This is a genomic window from Nocardia sp. NPDC004123 (assembly GCF_053603795.1).
The window spans coordinates 118,489-137,205 of sequence record NZ_JBSGGG010000021.1 but is presented as its reverse complement, the minus strand read 5'-3'; the positions used below and the strand labels follow the sequence as shown (position 1 = coordinate 137,205).

Annotated in this window: 21 protein-coding genes; 6 read left to right on the top strand and 15 right to left on the bottom strand. The window is 68.5% G+C overall.

Annotated elements, in window-relative coordinates:
• Positions 1-22: 22 nt before the first annotated feature.
• Positions 23-1,282: a hypothetical protein gene (locus ACWEQQ_RS29375; protein ID WP_452350530.1), complete on the bottom strand. Its 1,260-nt coding sequence runs from the start codon at positions 1,280-1,282 to the stop codon at positions 23-25.
• A gap of 752 nt (positions 1,283-2,034) precedes the next feature.
• Here ACWEQQ_RS29375 and ACWEQQ_RS29370 point away from each other — a divergent pair.
• From ACWEQQ_RS29370 to ACWEQQ_RS29350, 5 genes are all read left to right on the top strand, one after another.
• On the top strand, positions 2,035-2,901 hold the full coding sequence (locus ACWEQQ_RS29370) for a helix-turn-helix domain-containing protein (RefSeq protein WP_452350529.1): 867 nt from the start codon (positions 2,035-2,037) through the stop codon (positions 2,899-2,901).
• A gap of 262 nt (positions 2,902-3,163) precedes the next feature.
• Complete coding sequence (locus ACWEQQ_RS29365) at positions 3,164-3,355, top strand: hypothetical protein (RefSeq protein ID WP_354835216.1); 192 nt, start codon at positions 3,164-3,166, stop codon at positions 3,353-3,355.
• Between the two features lie 296 nt (positions 3,356-3,651).
• A complete protein-coding gene (locus ACWEQQ_RS29360; RefSeq protein ID WP_452350528.1) occupies positions 3,652-4,248 on the top strand; it encodes a TetR/AcrR family transcriptional regulator in 597 nt (198 codons plus the stop codon).
• 65 nt (positions 4,249-4,313) lie between these two features.
• Complete coding sequence (locus ACWEQQ_RS29355) at positions 4,314-4,949, top strand: glyoxalase (RefSeq protein ID WP_452350527.1); 636 nt, start codon at positions 4,314-4,316, stop codon at positions 4,947-4,949.
• Between the two features lie 104 nt (positions 4,950-5,053).
• Complete coding sequence (locus tag ACWEQQ_RS29350) at positions 5,054-5,518, top strand: phage tail protein (RefSeq protein ID WP_452350526.1); 465 nt, start codon at positions 5,054-5,056, stop codon at positions 5,516-5,518.
• A gap of 64 nt (positions 5,519-5,582) precedes the next feature.
• Here ACWEQQ_RS29350 and ACWEQQ_RS29345 read toward each other — a convergent pair whose 3' ends face one another.
• The 12 genes from ACWEQQ_RS29345 to ACWEQQ_RS29290 form a co-directional block, all read right to left on the bottom strand.
• Complete coding sequence (locus tag ACWEQQ_RS29345) at positions 5,583-5,723, bottom strand: hypothetical protein (RefSeq protein WP_452338728.1); 141 nt, start codon at positions 5,721-5,723, stop codon at positions 5,583-5,585.
• A gap of 226 nt (positions 5,724-5,949) precedes the next feature.
• The gene (locus tag ACWEQQ_RS29340; protein ID WP_452350525.1) at positions 5,950-6,594 is read right to left on the bottom strand and encodes a class F sortase; all 645 of its coding nucleotides are present in this window, start codon (positions 6,592-6,594) and stop codon (positions 5,950-5,952) included.
• Complete coding sequence (locus tag ACWEQQ_RS29335) at positions 6,591-7,649, bottom strand: hypothetical protein (protein ID WP_452350524.1); 1,059 nt, start codon at positions 7,647-7,649, stop codon at positions 6,591-6,593. Before ACWEQQ_RS29335 ends, ACWEQQ_RS29340 begins: the two co-directional genes overlap by 4 nt.
• 245 nt (positions 7,650-7,894) lie before the next feature.
• Positions 7,895-8,521 carry a VOC family protein gene (locus ACWEQQ_RS29330; protein WP_452350523.1) on the bottom strand — a complete coding sequence of 209 codons (627 nt, stop codon included), beginning with the start codon at positions 8,519-8,521 and terminating at the stop codon, positions 7,895-7,897.
• A 75-nt stretch (positions 8,522-8,596) separates the two neighbouring features.
• A complete protein-coding gene (locus ACWEQQ_RS29325) occupies positions 8,597-9,550 on the bottom strand; it encodes a lysophospholipid acyltransferase family protein (protein WP_452350522.1) in 954 nt (317 codons plus the stop codon).
• Between the two features lie 6 nt (positions 9,551-9,556).
• Positions 9,557-10,405, bottom strand: a complete 849-nt coding sequence (locus tag ACWEQQ_RS29320) for a GNAT family N-acetyltransferase (protein WP_452350521.1) — start codon at positions 10,403-10,405, stop codon at positions 9,557-9,559.
• A 308-nt stretch (positions 10,406-10,713) separates the two neighbouring features.
• Positions 10,714-11,844 carry an S-adenosylmethionine:tRNA ribosyltransferase-isomerase gene (locus ACWEQQ_RS29315; RefSeq protein ID WP_452350520.1) on the bottom strand — a complete coding sequence of 377 codons (1,131 nt, stop codon included), beginning with the start codon at positions 11,842-11,844 and terminating at the stop codon, positions 10,714-10,716.
• Positions 11,841-12,530, bottom strand: a complete 690-nt coding sequence (locus tag ACWEQQ_RS29310) for an SDR family NAD(P)-dependent oxidoreductase (protein ID WP_452350519.1) — start codon at positions 12,528-12,530, stop codon at positions 11,841-11,843. Before ACWEQQ_RS29310 ends, ACWEQQ_RS29315 begins: the two co-directional genes overlap by 4 nt.
• A 70-nt stretch (positions 12,531-12,600) precedes the next feature.
• The gene (locus ACWEQQ_RS29305) at positions 12,601-13,362 is read right to left on the bottom strand and encodes an ABC transporter permease (protein WP_452338720.1); all 762 of its coding nucleotides are present in this window, start codon (positions 13,360-13,362) and stop codon (positions 12,601-12,603) included.
• Complete coding sequence (locus tag ACWEQQ_RS29300) at positions 13,359-14,381, bottom strand: ABC transporter ATP-binding protein (protein ID WP_452338719.1); 1,023 nt, start codon at positions 14,379-14,381, stop codon at positions 13,359-13,361. The genes ACWEQQ_RS29305 and ACWEQQ_RS29300 overlap by 4 nt, the downstream gene beginning before the upstream one ends.
• Before the next feature lie 79 nt (positions 14,382-14,460).
• On the bottom strand, positions 14,461-15,078 hold the full coding sequence (locus ACWEQQ_RS29295) for a PadR family transcriptional regulator (RefSeq protein ID WP_452350518.1): 618 nt from the start codon (positions 15,076-15,078) through the stop codon (positions 14,461-14,463).
• A 78-nt stretch (positions 15,079-15,156) separates the two neighbouring features.
• Complete coding sequence (locus ACWEQQ_RS29290; protein ID WP_452350517.1) at positions 15,157-16,452, bottom strand: NAD(P)/FAD-dependent oxidoreductase; 1,296 nt, start codon at positions 16,450-16,452, stop codon at positions 15,157-15,159.
• 112 nt (positions 16,453-16,564) lie between these two features.
• Between ACWEQQ_RS29290 and ACWEQQ_RS29285 the strand changes: the two genes are divergently transcribed.
• Positions 16,565-17,425: a LysR family transcriptional regulator gene (locus ACWEQQ_RS29285; protein WP_356997904.1), complete on the top strand. Its 861-nt coding sequence runs from the start codon at positions 16,565-16,567 to the stop codon at positions 17,423-17,425.
• A gap of 10 nt (positions 17,426-17,435) precedes the next feature.
• Here the strand turns inward: ACWEQQ_RS29285 and ACWEQQ_RS29280 are convergent, their stop codons facing one another.
• Positions 17,436-17,927, bottom strand: a complete 492-nt coding sequence (locus ACWEQQ_RS29280; RefSeq protein WP_452350516.1) for an SRPBCC family protein — start codon at positions 17,925-17,927, stop codon at positions 17,436-17,438.
• A complete protein-coding gene (locus ACWEQQ_RS29275; RefSeq protein ID WP_452350515.1) occupies positions 17,924-18,709 on the bottom strand; it encodes an SDR family NAD(P)-dependent oxidoreductase in 786 nt (261 codons plus the stop codon). The genes ACWEQQ_RS29280 and ACWEQQ_RS29275 overlap by 4 nt, the downstream gene beginning before the upstream one ends.
• Positions 18,710-18,717 lie beyond the last annotated feature (8 nt).

The window sequence follows — 18,717 nt, the reverse complement described above, 5'->3', positions numbered from 1 at the left end:
AACAAGGTTTCGTTCCGTACGCCTAGCCGCACGGGTGAGGGGCGGGCGGGGGTACCGGCGTTTTGGATGCCGGGGGCGTGGCCGGCTTCGAGGTCGCCGGCACCGGGGGCTTCGAGGTCGCGGGCACGGGCGGCTTCGGCGCCGGGGCGGCCGGTGGCACGGGCTGCGGCTTCGCGGTCGGCGGATGCGCGAGGGTCGCGGATGCCAGCGGCTGCATCGGATTCCGCGGCGGCGTTGCGATGCAATGGGGCGAGGTCGGCGGCGGGGCGGTCGTCGTCACCGGGGCGGGCGTCACCGCGGGTGTGGTCGTCACGGGAACCGTGGTCGTCACCGGCGATGTCGTCGTGGGTGCCGTGGTCGTGGCGGCCACCGGAACCGTCGTCGTTGTCGACGGGGGCGTGGTGACCGGAGTTGTGGTGGTGGCCGGAGTTGTGGTGGTGACCGGAATCGTGGTGGTGGACGGGACGGTAGTGGTCGTCGTCGAGGGGTCGGCGGTCACCGTGACCGTCGTTGTGGTGGTGGCAGGGTCCGATGTGGGAGTCACCGACTGCGAAACGGTTTGCCCCGGATCGGAAGACTGATCCGCCTGGAACGAGAGGGTCGCGCTCGCGTCGATGGAGAGGCTGGGCGCGGCGGTCGCGGTCGGCGTGTCCGTGGTCGTGACCGGCGTATCCGTGGTCGTGACGGGGGCGCTGGTGGTGGTATCCGGGGTGGTGGTGTCCTGGGCGGGATCCGTTGTCGCGGACGCGGGTTCGGTGCCCGGATCGGTCGCGGCGATCGGGTCGCCCGTGGCGTCGGGTGTGGAGCCGTCGGTGGGGACCGGAACGTCGCTCGGGGTCAGTGAGCTGTCGGCGAGACCGATCTCCGGCGTGGTCGACCCGGACTGCGCGGCCGTCAGATCGGCGTAGCTCTGCGAATCCGGCGCCTTCGCCGCTTCGGTCGACGCGGCACTGGTCGCCGCCGGATCGGTCCCGTGCGTTTCGGCCGCGGCGACCACGCCGACGACGAGGCTCGCCAGCGCGGCGCCGGCCGCCACCTTCGGCAGATGGCGGCGGACAGGACGCGACGCGATCAGCCGAGCCATCAGCTGCCATTTCCCCGGGGCCTCGGCGAGCTCTCCCGGGGCCTCGGCGAGTTCTCCCGGGGCCTCGGCGAGCTCTCCCGGGGCCTCGATGAATTCGGTCGGCACCGCATCGACGGCATCGGCGTTCGGCTCGATGGCCGGTTCGGGCGTGTCCGATTCGTCCCGATCGGGTTCGTTGCTGTCCAAGGTTGTCCCCACTGTGGATTCTTTCTCCGCGATAAGTCGCCGCACCAGCGCCCGTGCGGAGGATGAACTGGATGGCCACCGGGGCCGAAATTCAAAACTCGTTATGAAACGGCTTTCTGGCGACCAAGACTGTGCAATGCACTCGGACAGCACGCAACTCAGCCCCGCACTGCGCACCACAAACCACCGGTGCCCCGCAACACAGCAGCGACAACGTGGCCGAGATCAGGCAGAAATCTTTGCGCGACAGGGGAATCGAGCACTACCGGCGGGATGGATCAACCAATCGGTACGTCGAAGGACGCAGCAGCACCCGTCGGCTGGGAAAAAGACAGCTACCACCGATCAGGCGCGCCGAGTCGCCCCCCGGCGGTTCCGCTGGAGATCACCAAATTCGTTGTGCCAAAACATGTTTCACACAGAACTCGACACCAGAACGCGAGCTGATCGATTGACCGAGCGACACAAATTGTCACACCTTCCGTCCGAACGCCCACACCCATCGCCCGCACAACCAGGCAACGCGAGATATGAGCTTCGGAGCTCTGTTCACGTTTTTGCCCCATTACCCAAATTTCAATGAACAAACGGTGCATGAAAGGTGTCGGAAAACCGTTGGCATCAGCGAATATTCATGTTGTGAACGCTGTGATCTTTCCGACAGTGCGCCGTTTCGGCCCGTCGGGTAAAAGTTCTTCAGCGAATCCGATTCACACCGCTCGGCCGCGCAAGGCTTCGTAGGACGTTCGATAGAGAGGCTGGCCGTGCAGATCGCCGCACCGCTCCCCCACCCCGGCCAGTCGGTGTTTCCCCCGATCCCACCCACCCAGGTCCGCCGCGGCGCCGGCCGGCTCTCGTGGGTCTGCGAGCGACCCGAGATCGGCGGATATCTCCGCCGGCAACGTGAGGCGCTGGGACTGACCCAGGAGGAGGTGGCCCTGGCCGCGTCGACCACGCTGTCGTCCCTGCGGAAGTGGGAGGCGGGCCTGCGCAACCCGAGCACCGAAGGTCTGGCGGCCTGGTGCCGCGCGCTGAATCCACCCGACTGGATGCTGCGCAAGATCGTGTCGCTCGCGCTCGGTGACATGGATACGCTGCGCACGGAACCCTGGCCCCGGACCATCGGCCGCGAGGATCTCGCTCATCTCGAATCGTTCTCCGGGCCCGCCTTTTTCATCAGATTCCCGCATTTGGATGTCGTCGCCGCCAACGGACCCGCGCGCCAACTGATTCCGAGCTTGACGCCGGCCGACCTCGGTCCGGCCCGGCCGGTCAACCTGGTCGAATGGATCATGACCGACGCCGCACGAGAACTGCTGGTCAACTGGCGCTACGTCGCCGTTCGCGTGATCCATGCCCTGCGGGTCATGGGTCCCGGCACCGTTCCGCAGCAGCGCCTCGACGAGATCTTCAACGCCTGCCATTCGCGATCGCCGAAGGACTTCAAACGATTCTTCGCCACCGACCCGGTCGAGGACGAACAGGGCGGCGACGCACTATTGGTGCGAAACCTGGAGCAGGGCACGGTCGATCGGTATACCTACCGATCCTTGCGCCCGACCCAGCCGATGCGCTCGTACGACGTCGTCCACCTGATCCGGAGCACCGCATCGCGCGATGCGGGCGCGTAGGCCGCACCGGATCGACCACACCGAACACGTTCCCGCCGCCCCCATCCCGGGGGTTCCGATCGTGCCAGACTGCGGACCACACGTGCCGATCTCGGACACCGGTGCTGCAGCGCCGGGCCCGGTGCACCAGAATTCGGTGCGGCCGACACCGACTCGCGGACCGGCCCTGGTTTTCAACGCGGTCGACCGCACACGCACCGGTACATGGGCAATGGGGTGGTGTGCGGCGCGGCCGCGACCGATCCACACGAAAGGTCGATACGTGCCCAAGCACCTGATCACAGTGGCGTCGATTGCGCTGGCGGCGGTGGCCCTCGCGGGCTGCGGCAGCCACCACAGCAGTCCGCTCACCCCGCCGACTTCGACGACCTCGGTACCGGTTTTCGGCGGCGGCCAGATACCGGATGTGATCGATGTGCCGACCACCACCCCGTCCACGACCAAGGCCCGGTGATGGCCGGGCGGTGACCTCGACCGGTTGCCGGCCGCGCCGGAGGCGACGCTCACGCCCATACAGCCGAGCCTCTGCGCGGAGAGCGCCGGGCCCTGGGCGCCGAGTTCGCTTGTCCCCATGCGAAGTCCGTTGCGGGGCACGCGAATCCGGCAGCACCTGATGAGCCACAACGGCTCGCTCCGCTCGGTCGCGGCGATGCTAGCAATGGTAGAACTCGTGTCGCTGACATGCTTGGAGTCTGTAGCTAGATAACTTTACGGCCGATACGATAAGTCGATGACGATTCAGAAGACGCCATGACGATCCAGCAACGGCGGGAGCGGGAACGGGCGGCCAGGCGTCAGCTGATCATCGACACCGCACGCAGACTCGCCGAGGACGATGGCTGGGCCGCGGTGACCACGCGCCGGCTGGCCGATTGCATCGAGTACAGCCAGCCCGTGCTCTACAGCCATTTCACGAGCATGGAAGCCATCGTGGCGGCGGTGGCCGTGCAGGGCTTCGCCGAGCTGGCCGACGATCTGCACGCTGCGGGTGCGGGCCGCGAGACCCCCGGGCAGCGCCTGGGCGCCCTCGCCACCGCCTATGTCGAATTCGGGTTGTCCCAGCCGGCGCTCTACGACGCCATGTTCGTCCAGGCCACCGATCTCGCCTTCGGCAGCGCCGAGGCGCCCGAGCAGTTGCGCCGCGCCTTCGACGAAATGCGCTCGGCGATCAGGGCATCCCCCGGCGACATCGATCCGGACGCCGACACCGACACCGAGGTGTTCTGGGCCGCCCTGCACGGCCTGGTGACGCTGGCGCGCAGTCACCGCCTGCGCACCGCGTCCATCGGTGTCCACCTGACGGTGCTGCTGGAGCGTTTCACCAACCTCGGAATCCACCGACCCTGAATCCGTGGCGGGATCCGTGGTCGGCACGGATGTCGCCGGACCGGCGGAAACTTAGCGTTATCGGCATGACGAACACCGCCACCACCACCGAGATCAACGTCAGCCTCGAGGCTGCCGACCCCGCCGCCACCGCGGCCGCCTATGAAGCCGCCTTCGGCCTCGGCGCCCGGCTGGCCTTCCGTCCCGCCACCGCCGCGGCGGAAGGCTTCCGCGGATTCATGCTATCCCTGGTCGTCACCCAGCCCGGCACCGCCGACAACCTCATCGCCAGCGCGCTGCAGAACGGATTCACCATCCTGAAGCCGGCCAAGAAGAGCCTCTGGGGCTACGGCGCCGTCATCCAGGGCCCGGACGGCACCGTCTGGAAGGTCACCACCTCCCAGAAGAAGAACACCGGCCCCGCGACCCGCGAGGTCGACAGCGTCGTCCTGCTGCTCGGGGTCGAGAACGTGAAGGCCAGCAAGCAGTTCTACCTCGACCGCGGCCTCACCGTCTCGAAGAGCTTCGGCAGCAAGTACGTCGAGTTCGCGCTCCCCGACTCCCCCGTCAAGCTCGCCATGTACCCCCTCGCGGCCGCCGCCAAGGACGCCGGCGTGCCGCCGACCGGCTCGGGCCCGCACGGAATCGTGGTCGGCGGCGCCACCGCCTCGTTCGTCGACCCGGACGGCTTCGAATGGGAAGCAGCAGCGAATCGCCCGTGACGCCTTCGGGTTAGCAATCGGCCGGGCGGTCGCGACTAGGATTACCGCGGCCTGTCCGAGAGCACCGTCCGACCCGATCGGACACTCGTGTGAAGGAATTCGCCATGCCGTATGTTGTTGACTTCGTGAACGTCTCGACCGAGGGACTGGAGTCGTCGCCGGTCGCACCCGCGCTCGCCGGATTGCGGGCGAACGAGGCCCGGTACTTCAAGAACAAGTACGACCATGTCTTCACGGTGGAGCCCGCGCAGGACGCCCAGCAGACCATCGAGTGGGTGAACCGGATCCTCGCGGAGGAGCGGTCCCTCGTCATCTCCTCGAAGCCCCTCGAGGCGACGGCCTTCCAGGTCGAGGACATTCGAATCGCCTACGTGTTCTATCAGAACGGCCTGTCGATCAATGTGATGTACACCGTCGACGACGCCAAGAAACGAGCGGTCGGGTTCAAGCTCTCCGACGGGATGGAAGTCCCCGCGGAGCTCGCCTCGCAATTCAAGTTCGCACGGCAGAAGTCGAAGCTGGCCGGCACCATTCGCGGCTCGTACTTCGTCATCAAGGGCGAATACTGACCCCGGTGGGCCTTACCGCCCCGCAGCCGACGAAGACCTGCGGGACGGTTCGGCCACTGCCCGATCAGCCGAACGGGTACTGACCGGCGCCGGCGTAGCCGGTGCCACCCATACCGATGATGTCGGTGAGCAGCACGAGCATTCCCTGCCCGATCGACAACGCGTCGTTGCCGATCGTTCCGAGGTTCTGCGCAAACGTCTGCATGTCCACCTCCGCTGTCGGTCGATCCGAATGGTGCGCACGGGAACGTAGCCAATCCGGGTCACCACCGGCAAGTCCGGTGTGGCGCGATCTGCCGCACCCGGATGCTCCGAAATCTGTTCTCTGCCAACAATATTGGCCAGTCTCAGCGGACGCGACAGCGCGACACGCCGACATTCGGACAATCAGGGCCACAGCAGACTCACAGGACCGCGCGCGCCGAACGCGGCTAGGTCACCGAATCGAGGGACGAGAAGACCACCACGTTGGACTCGTAACTCTTGGCAGCCTGGTCGAACTGGCCGCCACAGGTGACCACCTGCAGCGTCGCGCCGCCGCGGGGACCGAAGACGAGCTGGTCGGGAAACTGGGATTTCAGGTACATGCGGACATCGGTGACCTTGAAGTGCGCGGTCTTGCCGTCCGCGCGCTTCACATCGATCATGTCGCCCGGCTTCATCTTCTTCAGATAGAAGAAGACGCCGGTGCCCTTGTAGGAGTCGACGTGGCCGAGGATGACCGCCGAGCCCTGCTCGCCCGGCGCGGGACCCTGCTGATACCAGCCGGCCTGCAGGTAGTCGGTAGGCACCTGGACCGAGCCATCGGCATTGAGCCCCACCGCGATCAGCGACCCCGAGGCCTTGATCGAGGCGATGTCGAACGACACCGGAGTGGACCGGCTGATCGCGGCCGCCGTCTTCACCCCGGAGGCGGCCGCGGCCGCGGTAGTCGTGCTCGCGGCCGAATGGGTCGCGCCGGAGGACGAACAACCAGTCACCAGGGCCAGGATGATCGCCACCACGGCGACGAGCGCACCACGCAGTGGTCTACGGATTCTCAACGCGCCCAAGGCGTTTCCCTTCGCGGTGCTCACTGCGCACTCACCTGGGCAGCCATGCCGCCCGCGCCGGTTTCGGGCGCGCCCTTGGGAATCACGTAGCCGCCCGGCGGAACCTGATCGGTGACCGCCGTGCCGCCCGGGATGCCGGTGGTCGCACCGACCGGAATCGCCATGCCGTACACCGTGTCCGCACCGGCCGCCGCGGCTCCGGCCGTCACCAGATCGATGCCGCCCAGTGCGCTACCGCCGATGTCGGTGTTCCCGCCGGCCTGTACTCCGCCACCGGCATTGCCACCGATCTGCGTACCGCCACCGACCTGCACACCACCGTTGGCATTGCCACCGATCTGCGTACCGCCGCCAACCTGCACACCACCGTTGGCATCCCCGCCGATCTGCGTACCGCCGCCGACCTGCACACCACCGTTGGCATTGCCACCGGTCTGGACGCCGCCGCCGACCTGCACACCGCCATTCGCGTCACCGCCAACCTGGGTGCCGCCGCCGATCTGCACGCCACCGTTCGCGTCACCGCCAACCTGCGTACCGCCACCGATCTGCACGCCACCGTTGGCATCTCCGCCGGTCTGCGTACCGCCACCGACCTGCACGCCACCACCGGCATTGCCACCGGTCTGCGTACCGCCACCGACCTGCACACCGCCATTGGCATCCCCGCCGACCTGCGTACCGCCACCGACCTGCACGCCACCACCGGCATTGCCACCGGTCTGCGCGCCGCCACCGACCTGCACACCACCATTGGCATCCCCGCCGACCTGCGTACCGCCACCGACCTGCACGCCACCACCGGCATTGCCACCGGTCTGCGCACCGCCACCGACCTGCACGCCACCACCGGCATTCGCGCCGGCGCTCGGCTGGACGGACGCACCGGCATTGCCGCCGCCTCCGCCTTGGACGCCGACGCCCACGTTCACCCCGCCGGGTCCGATGCCGACGTCCACACCGAGACCGGCGCCCGGGGCGGGCTGTGTCGTCGCGGTCGGGTCCGCGCCGGCCAGCGGCGCCCACAGTGCGACTGCGGCCGCGGCGATCACCATGACCGGGAATGTCCTAGCCGACATTTTCGAATTCGCTTCCAGACGTTGTTGTTCGGTTGCCTTCCCGTCGAACAGACGGGTTGGTGTGTTACCGACAAGTCGCCCCTGACCGCGAGAACTATGCCGTTTCAGGCGCATTTGAAACTGGACGCCTGCTCAAGCCCCTAATGCATCGAGCCCCCACCCGAAGCCCCTAATTTGCTCCACTCCACCGACCGTGCCGATGGTATTCCGGTACGGCGGACAACCGCCCGTGGAACGGTGGCGGGTCAGCGGGCGGCATGCTGGGACGTGGTCTCCCAGGCGAATCCGTCCGGATCGGTGAAGGTCGCAGCGCCGCCGACCACAAGGCGGTGAGACCCGCTGCCGTCGGAGGAGACCCCGGCGTCCTTGGCCAGGGCGCGACGCTTGTACAGGGCCAGCTTCACCGGGCTCGAGCCGGTGTCGAACTCCACGTACATCGGCCCGAAGCTCTTAGCCACCGGCAGCCCGTGATCGACATAGAAGCGCTTGCTCGCGCCGATGTTCTCCACACCCAGCAGCAGCACCATGGAGTCGGAACGCTTGGCCGCCGGACCGCTGTTCTTCTTCGAGGAGGTCGCGACCTTCCAGATCGCGCCGTCCGGGGCCTGGACCACGCCGCCGTAACCCCACATCGACTTGGCCGCGGGCTTGAGCGCGGTCGCGCCCGCCGCCAGCGCGGCATCGAGATAGGCGTCGGCGTCGGCCGGCTGTGCCACCGTCAGCGAGAGCGTGTACCCGCGGAATCCGGTGCTGGGCTCCTGGGTGGCCCGGAAGCCCAGCAGCTGCGAGTCCAGCCCGAACGCGGTGGAGTAGAAGGCGGCCGCGGCGTCGATGTCCGCGACGTCGAGGGTGATGTGCTCGAGGGAAGTCATGCCGGCAACGCTACGGTCGCGCCACTGACCAGCGCTTCTCGATTCCTGATCAGTCCCGGGCCACTCGCGGGCGAGTCACTTCCCGGCGGTCGCCCGCGGTGCCTCCGCACGTCGGACCGCACCCGTGCCGACGGCCTCGAGGTGCTGGGAGCCGTGGATGACGTCGGTGAAGGCGCGGGCGACGGTATCGCCCTCCAGGGTCTGTTCGCAGCGGCGGGCCAGCTCGTGGCGGTCGGTGCCGGGGAGCAGCTGCGGCTGCAGAGCGATCTCGGCGACGACGCCCTTGGAGCGCAGGACGCGGCGGAACGAGTCGGCCAGCGAGTCGATCCCGACGAAGCCGGGGATCGTGGACAGGTCGCCGGCGCGGTCGAGGTAGCGCAGGCGGATGGGCTGCACCGGGGTCTCGGAGTCGATGGCGGCCTGGAACAGGGCGGGACGCAGGCTGCCGTGGGCGCGGCCGCACCAGGTGGTGCCCTCGGGGAAGAAGGTGACGCGCTCGCCGGCGCGCAGGCGGTCGGCCATGGTCGTGATGACCGACGGCAGCTGCCGCAGGCGTTCGCGCTCGATCGGGATGACACGGACCCGCTTGGCGATATCGCCGAGCATCGGCCACTCGACCAGGTCGGCGCGGGCCACGAAGGACATGGGCTCGACGGCGGTGAGGGCCACGATGTCGGTCCAGCCGGTGTGGCGGGCCGCGATCAGCACACCGCCCTCGCGACGGTCCTCGGGGGCGCGGTTGTCGACGATGCGGACGCGAATTCCGCAGCAGGCCAGCAGGGCTCGCGCATAGCGGCGCTGCAGCCCGGCGCGACGGCGGCGCGGGGTGGCGTAGTGCGCGATCGGGAAGCTCAGCAGGACCCCGGCGATTCCGGCGATCCGGGCGGCCACCCGCAGCGTGCCCGCCTCAGCGGGAGCGTCGACACACGAAAGGCCGCAGGGACTGTGGGGCATCCAGGCGTGGGCGGAGGCCTCGGCCGGCGGGCACGAGAGCGATCCGGTCTCCGGGGAGAGCAGTGCGGGCATCATGGGGCATCACCGGGCATCCAGGCTGTTGGCCGCGCCCTGCAGGCGCTCCAGGTAGCGGGTGTTGATGGTCTCGAGGCCCAGCAGGGCGACGAAGTCGGCGACCGCGAAGTCCGGGTCGTGGGCGGGCTCGCCGCAGATCTGCGCGCCCAGGCGTAGGTAGCCGCTCAGCAGCGGGGGTAGCTTGGGGCGGGCGGGAGCCGCCAGCTCGTCGAGGGTGCGGCCGTCCACCACCACCGGGTTGTAGGGGCGCACATGGCGTTCCGTTTTCAGCGCGTGCTTGCGCAGCAGCATGTCGCGCACGCCGCGCACGTTCACGCCGGGCTCGTCCTCGGGCGTCATCCGCATCGGCACCGACACGCAGCCCATCACCCAGTCGTATCCGGTGAGCTGGATGTAGTGCAGGATGCCCGCCCACATCAGCGTCAGCACCGAACCGTTGCGGTGATCGGGCACCACGCAGGCGCGGCCCATCTCCACGATCCGGTGACCGACGGGATCCAGTGCGGCCAAGTCGAATTCGGTGGCGGTGTAGTATCCGCCGGCGGCTGTCACCTTGTCCGGGGGCAGCATGCGGTAGCAGCCGACGAACTGCTCGGTGAGCTCGTCGCGCACCAGCAGGTGATCGCAGTGGTCGTCGAAACGGTCGGCGTCCAGGCCGGTTCCGTTGTCGGGAATGGTGAAGCCCGGCTCATTGGCGAACACCTGGTAGCGCAGCCGCTGTGCGGCCTCGCGGTGCTCGGCATCGGAGGAGACGACCAGGGAGTACTGGGACCGTCCGGTGGTGCGGGGCGCTTCCGGGGCGGGCTTCGACGCGGCTGCCAGCAGGCTGGAATTCGACGCTGCCATGGTGGTCATAGGCTTGATCAAGCCAGTCCCAGACTGCCTTGGAGCGACCGCCGGATTACCTGCCGATGCCAGTCCGGTGAACGCGACGCAGACCGCACCGGGAGTTCATCCGACCGCCTCGCAACGTTCTCTACCAGGACAAATGCTCGTATCCCGGCGGGGTACCGGCGGCTCTGGAAGGCCGCGCGGCGAGCCCGGAAGACGTTGCGGCGAGCCCGGACCCGCGTCCGCGAGCGGTCGGCAACGCGGAAGAAATCAGCCTACGCTCCCCGGGTGAGCCTCGCATCGCGGGGGTCCGGGTCCGGAACGAGGGAGGGTCAGTTCCGGAAGAGCAGGGCTGAATCGCCGAATTCGTGCCAGAGATACCCGGAGTCGAGCGCCACCCGGTACGCCTCCCGCACCACCGCTCCGCCCGCCACGGATTCGAGCAGATGCAGATGCGAGGCGCCCGGCGCGTGCCAGCCGGTGATCAGCCCGTCCACCGCCCGCGCGGGACGATCCCCGTCGAGCACCAACTCGGTCCAACCGGCCATCGGATGCACCAGACCGTCTGCGGCGGTGGCGGTTTCGAGCGCCCGGGTGACCGTGGTGCCCACCGCCACCACCCGCCCGCCCGCCGCATGCGTGGCATTGACCAGCCGCGCCGTCATCTCCGGCACCGCGAACCGCTCCGGACTCGGCGGCTCCCCGGACTCCGGCGACGAAACCCCGGTGTGCAGCGTGATCGGCGCGAACCCCATCCCGCCCGCCACCAGCTCGGTCACCAGCGCCTCGGTGAAAGGCCGCCCTGCACTGGGCATTTCGGCACTGCCCGGCTCGAGCCCGAAGACCGTCCGATAGTAGGCGGCCGACCACCGCCCCGTGAGGTAGGAGTAGGAGATCGGGCGGCCATACCGTGCGAGCAGCGCCCGCACATCCGCCCCCGCTCTCTCGACCCCGTCGCCGTGGCCCACGGCGGCAGCGCCCCGGACCCCAACGGCAGCTGGATTCCCGACGGCATCATCATCGGACGCGGCTTCGACGTCCGCGACCCACAGGCGGTCGCTGCCGCGCAGCCAACGGGTGCGCACGGTGGCGATGTGACCGGCCGGAAGGGTAATGCGCGCACCGGGTTTCAGCGCCCGGCCGTGCCACGGCACGCCCGCGGGGTCGCGCAGCTCGACCACCCAGCCCCCGTCGCCGAGCCAGGTCGAGAAGTGCAGCACCGCGGCCGCATCGCCGTACCGTGCGTCGACCGCGGCGCTGAGCATGGCCGAATTGTTCACCACCACAAGGTCTCCGGCGCGCAGGAATCTCGGCAGCTCCCGGAACCGCGCGTGGGTGACCGTCCCGGCGTCGCAGACGAGCATCCGGACCTCGTCACGCGCCAGGCCGCGCGCCTCGGGCGGGCTGGTCGCCGACAGCTCGTCGGGCAGCGTGAACGCGAGCTCCTCCATACCGAGGGTCATGACGCCACCGACAGTTCGGACGCGAGGTAGCGGCCGCTCGGCGGGCGCGACTCGAGCAGGTGCAGCAGTGCGGGCACAACGGTTTCCGGCTCGGGGCGATCGGAGATGTCCTCGCCGGGGAAGGCGGCCTGGTGCATCTCGGTGCGCATGTCGCCGGGATCGAAGCTGTAGATGCGCAGCTGGGGATTCTCGGCGGCGAGCACGTTGGTGAGCTGGTCCAGTGCGGCCTTGGAGGCGCCGTAGCCGCCCCAGCCCTGGTAACCGCCGACGGCGGCGTCGGAGCTGATGTCCACCACCACGCCGTCGGAGGCCCGGAGTGCGGTCAGGGTGAGCTGCAGAATCGCCAGGGGTGCAATCACATTGGTGTCAAGGACGGTGGCGAGTTCGTCCAGCGGGTAGCGGTCCAGGGCCGGGAGCGGGCTCGGGCCCAGTGCGCTGGCGTTGTTGAGCACCAGGTCCAGCCGGCCGGGGCCGACGGCATCGGCGATGCGCTCGCGCACCGCCGGGTCGGCGACATCCCCCGCGATGGCGTGCGCGCCGGTCGCGGCCCGCACCCGGTCGAGCCGATCCGCGCCGCGAGCGACGAGGATCAGCTCCCAATTCCGTTCGGCGAGCGCGAGCGCGACCGCCCGGCCGAAGCCCGCCGACGCCCCGGTGATCAGGGCCCTTTTCGTGTTTTCAGGCATACAGCCATCGTGAAACCTGAACCTCTGTTCAGGTCAACAGCTTTTCGCCGGCGGCGAAGAACCGCCCGGGTCAGGCGTTCTCCCGGGCGAAGCTGCGGGAGGCGACCAGGATCAGCAGCAGCGAGACCACGATGGTGACGGCGGTGCCGACATAGACCTCGTGCGCCCCGAAGTCACCGCGGAACAGCGCCCGCGCCGCGTCCACGGTGTGCGAGAACGGATTCACCTTCGCGAGGTCCTGCAGCCACTTCGGTCCCACCGTCATCGGCAGCAGGATGCCCGACAGCAGCATGATCGGTACCGAGACAGAGTTCAGCAGCGAGGCCAGGGTGTCCTCGGAGCGCGCCCACAGGCCCAGCGCGTAGGACGCGGACGCCAAGCCCGCACCCATGACCGCGATCAGCAGCAGCGACAGCACCAGGCCGACCGGATTCGGCCGCAGCCCGAAGACCGCCGTGGCGACGCCGACCAGCACGAGGGCCTGCACCAGCAGCACCGTCATGTCCTTGAGCACCCGGCCCAGCAGCAGCGCGCCGCGCGAGGCGGGAGTCACCCGCTGCCGTTCGATCACGCCCGCGCGCCATTCGGCCACGATGCCGAAGCCGACGAACAATGCTCCGAACAAACCGATCTGGATGACCAGCGCCGGGGTGAGGATCTTCCACGGATCCGCGCCCGGGCCCAGTGACGGGGCGATGCCCTTCACCAGGGGACCGAACAGGACCAGGTAGATGATCGGCTGCATCAGGCCGATGATCACCCAGACCGGATTGCGCAGGTTGGCCCGGACCTGGGACCAGTAGATCAGTCCGGTGTCGCGCAGGAATGTCATGACCGGTCTCCTTCCCGGAGCGAACGCCCGGTGAGCGTGAGGAACACATCGTCGAGGCTGGGACGCTTGACCGTGAGCGAGCCGGGCGTGATGCCCTTGTCGCCGAGCGCCTGCAGCAGCGGAACCACCGCGGCGTCACCGTGTTCGACGGTGAGATGCACGAGACTCTTTCCGGCATGGCCGTTCTCGTGGCCCTCGGTGCGCAGCCGGGAGCGCAGTTCGAGCGCCTCGGCGGCGACCTCCAAGGCCAGATCGGCGCTGCCGGAGGCGATTTCGAGGCTGATCACGTCGCCGGAGATGCGCCGCTTCAGCTCGTCGGGGGTGCCTTCGGCGACGATGGTGCCGTGGTCCATCACCAGGATGCGATCGCAGAGCGCGTCCGCCTCCTCCAGATAGTGGGTGGTGAGCACGACGGTGGTGCCTTCGTCGCGCAGCCGCCGGATGTGGTCCCACAGGTTGGCCCGGCTCTGCGGATCCAGCCCGGTGGTGGGTTCGTCGAGGTAGATGAGCGTGGGCCGGTGCACGAGGCCGAGCGCGATGTCCACCCGCCGGCGCTGCCCGCCGGAGAGCTGCCCGCACCGGCGGCGTTCCAGCCCGTCGAATTCGAGCGCCTTGGCCAGGTCGGCGGCATTGCGCCTGGCCTCGGTCTTGGACAGCCCGAAAAGCCTTGCCTGCAGGATCAATTCGTCCTCGACCAGTTCGGTCTCGTTGGTCGATCCGCCCTGCGGCACATAGCCGATGCGGGCGCGCACCGTCCGCGGCTCGGCGCGCAGGTCGGCGCCGACCACGGTGGCCTCGCCCGCGGTCGGCGCCAGCAGCGTCGAGATCATCCGCAGGGTGGTGGTCTTGCCCGCCCCGTTGGGGCCGAGCAGTCCGATGATCTCGCCGTAGCGCACGTCGAAGTCGATACCCGTGACCGCTTGCACGTCACCGGTTTTGGTCTTGAAGGTCCGGGCCAGCCCACGGACCCGGATGACCGGGTCGGTGGGTGCGCCGCGGACGGGTGATGTCGTTTCCACGCCTCAACGGTAGAAACGACTCACCCATATAGTCAAGCTTGACTATTAAAACTTGAGTACTTTGGCGGAAACGGCGACACTACTTCACCGGAGGCGGGACCGGGGCCCCGCCCATGGTCCCCGACCAGGCATCCAGCTCCCCGCTCTCGATCCGCCGCAGGGTCCGGCGCGACCACTCCAGATCCGCACGCACATGTGCCGCAGCAAGATTGATCGCATCGGCGACATGATGCGGCTCCGCCTCCCGCGGATCCCCGCTCCCGGCCAGAATCCGCTCCTCCTCGCGCTCGAGATAGACCAGATTCGACTCGAACTGCAGGATCCGGCTGCGCAGCGCCGCAATCACATCCACCTTCGGCGCGTGCGGAAACAGCGACACCGTCGCGAAGTACGGATGCTTGAGCTGGTCGGCCGCGAACAGCGACTCGCGCAGCATCTCGCCGAATTCCTTCTCCCCCTCCGAGGTCAGCCGATACGTGCGCCGCTCCGGCCGCGCCCCCTCCTGCCCGACACCCTCCACCGAGATGAGGCCGTCCCGCTCCAGCGTGTTCAGCGCCCCGTACACCGAGCCGGGCTTCACATTGGCCCAGTCGTCGGCATGCCAGGACAGCAATTCGCGGCGCACGTCGTAGCCGTGCACGGGCTGGAGCAGGCGCACCACCGCCAGCACCAGCAATCGAGTTGTAGGAACAGCCATAGTCGCAGGTTAACCTTGCCCCACAACGGGAACGAGCCGCCCGGCGCTAGCGCCGGGCGGCTCGTTTCGTTCGTGCGGTCAGGCCGCTACCGGCGACTTCTCCGGAGTCTTTGCGGCCGAGGCCTTTTCGACCTCGTTGAAGCCGGGCCGGCCGCTGCCGATGAAGGCGACCAGCCACGACGCCACCGCGGCGAAGCGGTTGCGGAAGCCGACCAGGTAGTAGATGTGCACCGCGAGCCAGGTCACCCAGGCGATGAGGCCGGTGAACTTGATCTTGTCGTTCAGCTTGGTGACCGCGCTGAAGCGGCTGATCACCGCCATCGAGCCCTTGTCCCAGTACTTGAACGCGGTGGCCGCGGGCTTCTTGCCGCGGATGATGTCGGCGACGTGGCGGCCCTCCTGCATGGCCACCGGGGACTGGCCGGGGTAGCCGTTGAGGTAGGTCATGTCACCGATGGCGAAGATGTCGGCGTGGCCGCCCACGGTGCAGTCGGGGTTGATGAGCAGGCGGCCGGCGCGGTCGGTCTCGCAGCCGGTGGCCTCGGCCAGCACCTGGGCGAAGCCGCCGGCCTGCACGCCCGCCGACCACACCACGGTCTCGGCGGCGATGCGGCGTTCCACACCGTCCTTGCTCTTGACGGTGACCTTGCCGTCCTCGATGTCGGTCACGAAGGTGTCGACCAGCACCTCGACGCCGCTGCGCTCCAGCGACTCCTTGGCGTATTCCGACAGCCCGCCGCCGAAGGGCGGCAGCACCACGCCCGCGCCCTCCACCAGGGTGACGGTGTCCTCCTGGTGGTAATACCTCTTCGCGAGCTCCTTCAACTGACCGGCGACCTCGACGCCGGTCGCGCCCGCACCGACCACCACGAAGCTCAGCAACCGGCGGCGGGTCTCGGGGTCGGCATCCTTGGCCTGCTCGAAGACGCGCTGGATCTGCGCGCGCAGGTTGCGGGCGTCGTCGATGGTCTTGAGCGAGAACGTCTTGTCCGCGAAGTCGTCACGGCCGAAGTACGACTGGCTGGCGCCGGTGGCGGCGATGAGCTTGCCGTACCGGATCCGGCGCGGACCCTCGGCTGTCTCATAGGTGAGTACCGCATCGGCGGCGTCGATGGCGGTGACCTTGCCCAGCCGAACCTCGCCGTTCTTGTGGTTGCGCAGGATATTCGCCATGGGAGGCGCGATCTCGTCCGAAGCCAGCACACCCGTCGCGACCTGATAGAGGAGTGGCTGGAAGAGGTGCTCGGGCGTACCCGAGATCAGGACGTAACGGACACCCGACTTGTTCAACTGCTTCGCAGCGGCGAGACCACCGAAGCCCGATCCGACGATGACGACATCGGCGGTTTCGATACCCGCCTCCACGTGTTGCATGACTGCTCCCTTCCGTCATGACTAACCGTGATTCGGAACGCGGTTGTTCCAGCCGTCAGGGCGCATAATCAAGATGACTCTTATCTACGTTGATCATGAATTGGAGAATGCCGTGGAGCTGCGCCAACTGGCCTACTTCGTGGCGGTCTGTGAGGAGCTGAGCTTCAGCCGGGCCGCGAGCCGATGCTTCATCTCGCAGTCGGCTATCAGTCATCAGATCGCCCGGCTGGAACGCGACCTCGGCGTGAACCTCTTCGAACGGTCCACACGCTCGGTCGTCCCGACCGACGCGACCACTCGGCTACTTCCCCTTGCGAAGCAAATGCTGAGCCTGGAATCGGCCATTCGCGCAGCTGTGCGGGCCTCCGGGCCGCGCATTCGCTTGGCGGCCAATATGAGCTTTGCAACTAGATCGCTGTCCGCCATCGCGGGCGCGCGCGAGGCGCACCCGGGCGCGGAGATCGAATTCGTCATCAAGCCCTTCCGGCAGCGCATCCAGGCGGTGGCCGACGGCGACTGTGACCTTGCCCTCATCCGGGGCAGCGTGGACCAGCCGGGGCTGACCGTCGAGAAGCTCTGGGACGAGGATCCGGTCATCGCCACCTCCACCGCGCACCCGCTCGTCATGCGCGGCGGCGATGTCACCCTCGCGGAATTGGGTGCCTATCCCCTGCTGCTCCCGCCCGAGTCGGAGCAGGTGCTGCTCCACAATGTGGTGCGGGCCGCCTTCGCCGACCTCCCCACCGGGCCGGTCTTCGGCCCGCCCATCCCGCCGGACCACACCGCCACCATGGAACTCATCAACCGGCCCGACGCCTGGACCATCCTCTACGCCGACAGCCAGACCGAGGGCATCGCTACCCTGCGGCTCACGGGGCACCCGCTGCGCATCCCGGTCTCGGCCGTCACCCGCAGCGAGGGCCGCACCTCCCCCATCGTGACCACCCTGCTGGCGGCGCTGCACTGCGCGTGACGCACCGCCTCTAACCGGGATGCGCGGCGGCGAACTCGGCGAGACCGGCCGCGAAGGACTCGAACATCGGAGTCAGCATGGACCGCACGAACCGCGCCTCGACCGGAGCGAGCGCCGGTGCCGGATCCAGATGGACCTGCCAGGTCAGGGTGCAGTGCCCGGCGTCGATCGGCGTGAACGAGATGTCCTCGATCATGCGGCGGGCCAGGGGAATCGACATGGCGTCCGCGCCGAAGGTGAAGCGCGCGGCCGGTTCCCAGGCCAGGAAGCGTTCCCGCACGGTGATCCAGCGCAGGTGGATGTCGCGGATCGCCCCCGCGGCACGGGCATTCGAGTACCAGGTGGTGGCGCGATAGCCGTCCGCCCACTCGGTCTGCCCCTCCCCCGCGGCGAGGATCTCGAAGGTGCGCGCCGCCGAGGCCGCCACCGTGCGCTCGCTGTGCAGGTGCAGGCGCATGGCATCGATATCGCCGAGTTCACTCGGGCGCAGTGCGAACATCATTTCGACCCCACCAGACGCCTGGTCACGCGGATGGTGGTGCGGCGGGGCAGGATTCGCGGCAGACCCGACGAGACCGCGTTGGCGGTGCCGGACACGGTGCTCGGCGGCGGGTTGCGGCGATCCAGGGCCCGCAGGGCGGTGGCCACCACCTGCTGTGTCGTCTGCCGGCTGCCGACACTCGCCGCTTCGCCTGCCACATCGAAGAATTCGGTGTCGGTCGCGCCCGGGCAGACCGCCAGCGCGGTGACGCCCGACCCCTCCAGTTCGCCCCACAGCGCCTCGGTGAAGGAGAGCACGAAGGCCTTGGTCGCGCCGTAGACGGCCATGAACGGAATCGGCTGGAAGGCCGCCGTCGAGGCGATATTGACGATCACCCCGCGATCGCGAGTCACCATGGCCGGCAGTGCGGCGTGGGTCAGCTCGGCCAGCGCGGCCACATTCACCGCGATCTCCTCGCGAACCTTCCCGGCCGCATGGTCGGCCAGCGCGCCGTGGGTGGCGAAACCCGCGTTGTTGATCAGGATGCCGACGGGATGCAGCGGATCGGCGCAGACCTCGGCGACCCGGGCCACACCGGCCGGATCCGCGAGGTCCGCGGCGAGTACGCGCACCGAAACCCCGTGCGCGGCTTCCAATTCCTTCGCCAGGTCCCGCAGCCGCGGCTCGCGCCGGGCCACCAGGATCAGATCGCAGCCGCGGGCGGCCAGGGCGGTGGCGAAGGCCGCGCCGATACCGCTGCTCGCGCCGGTGACGACCGCGGTCGCCGGATACCACTCGGTCATTTCTCCTC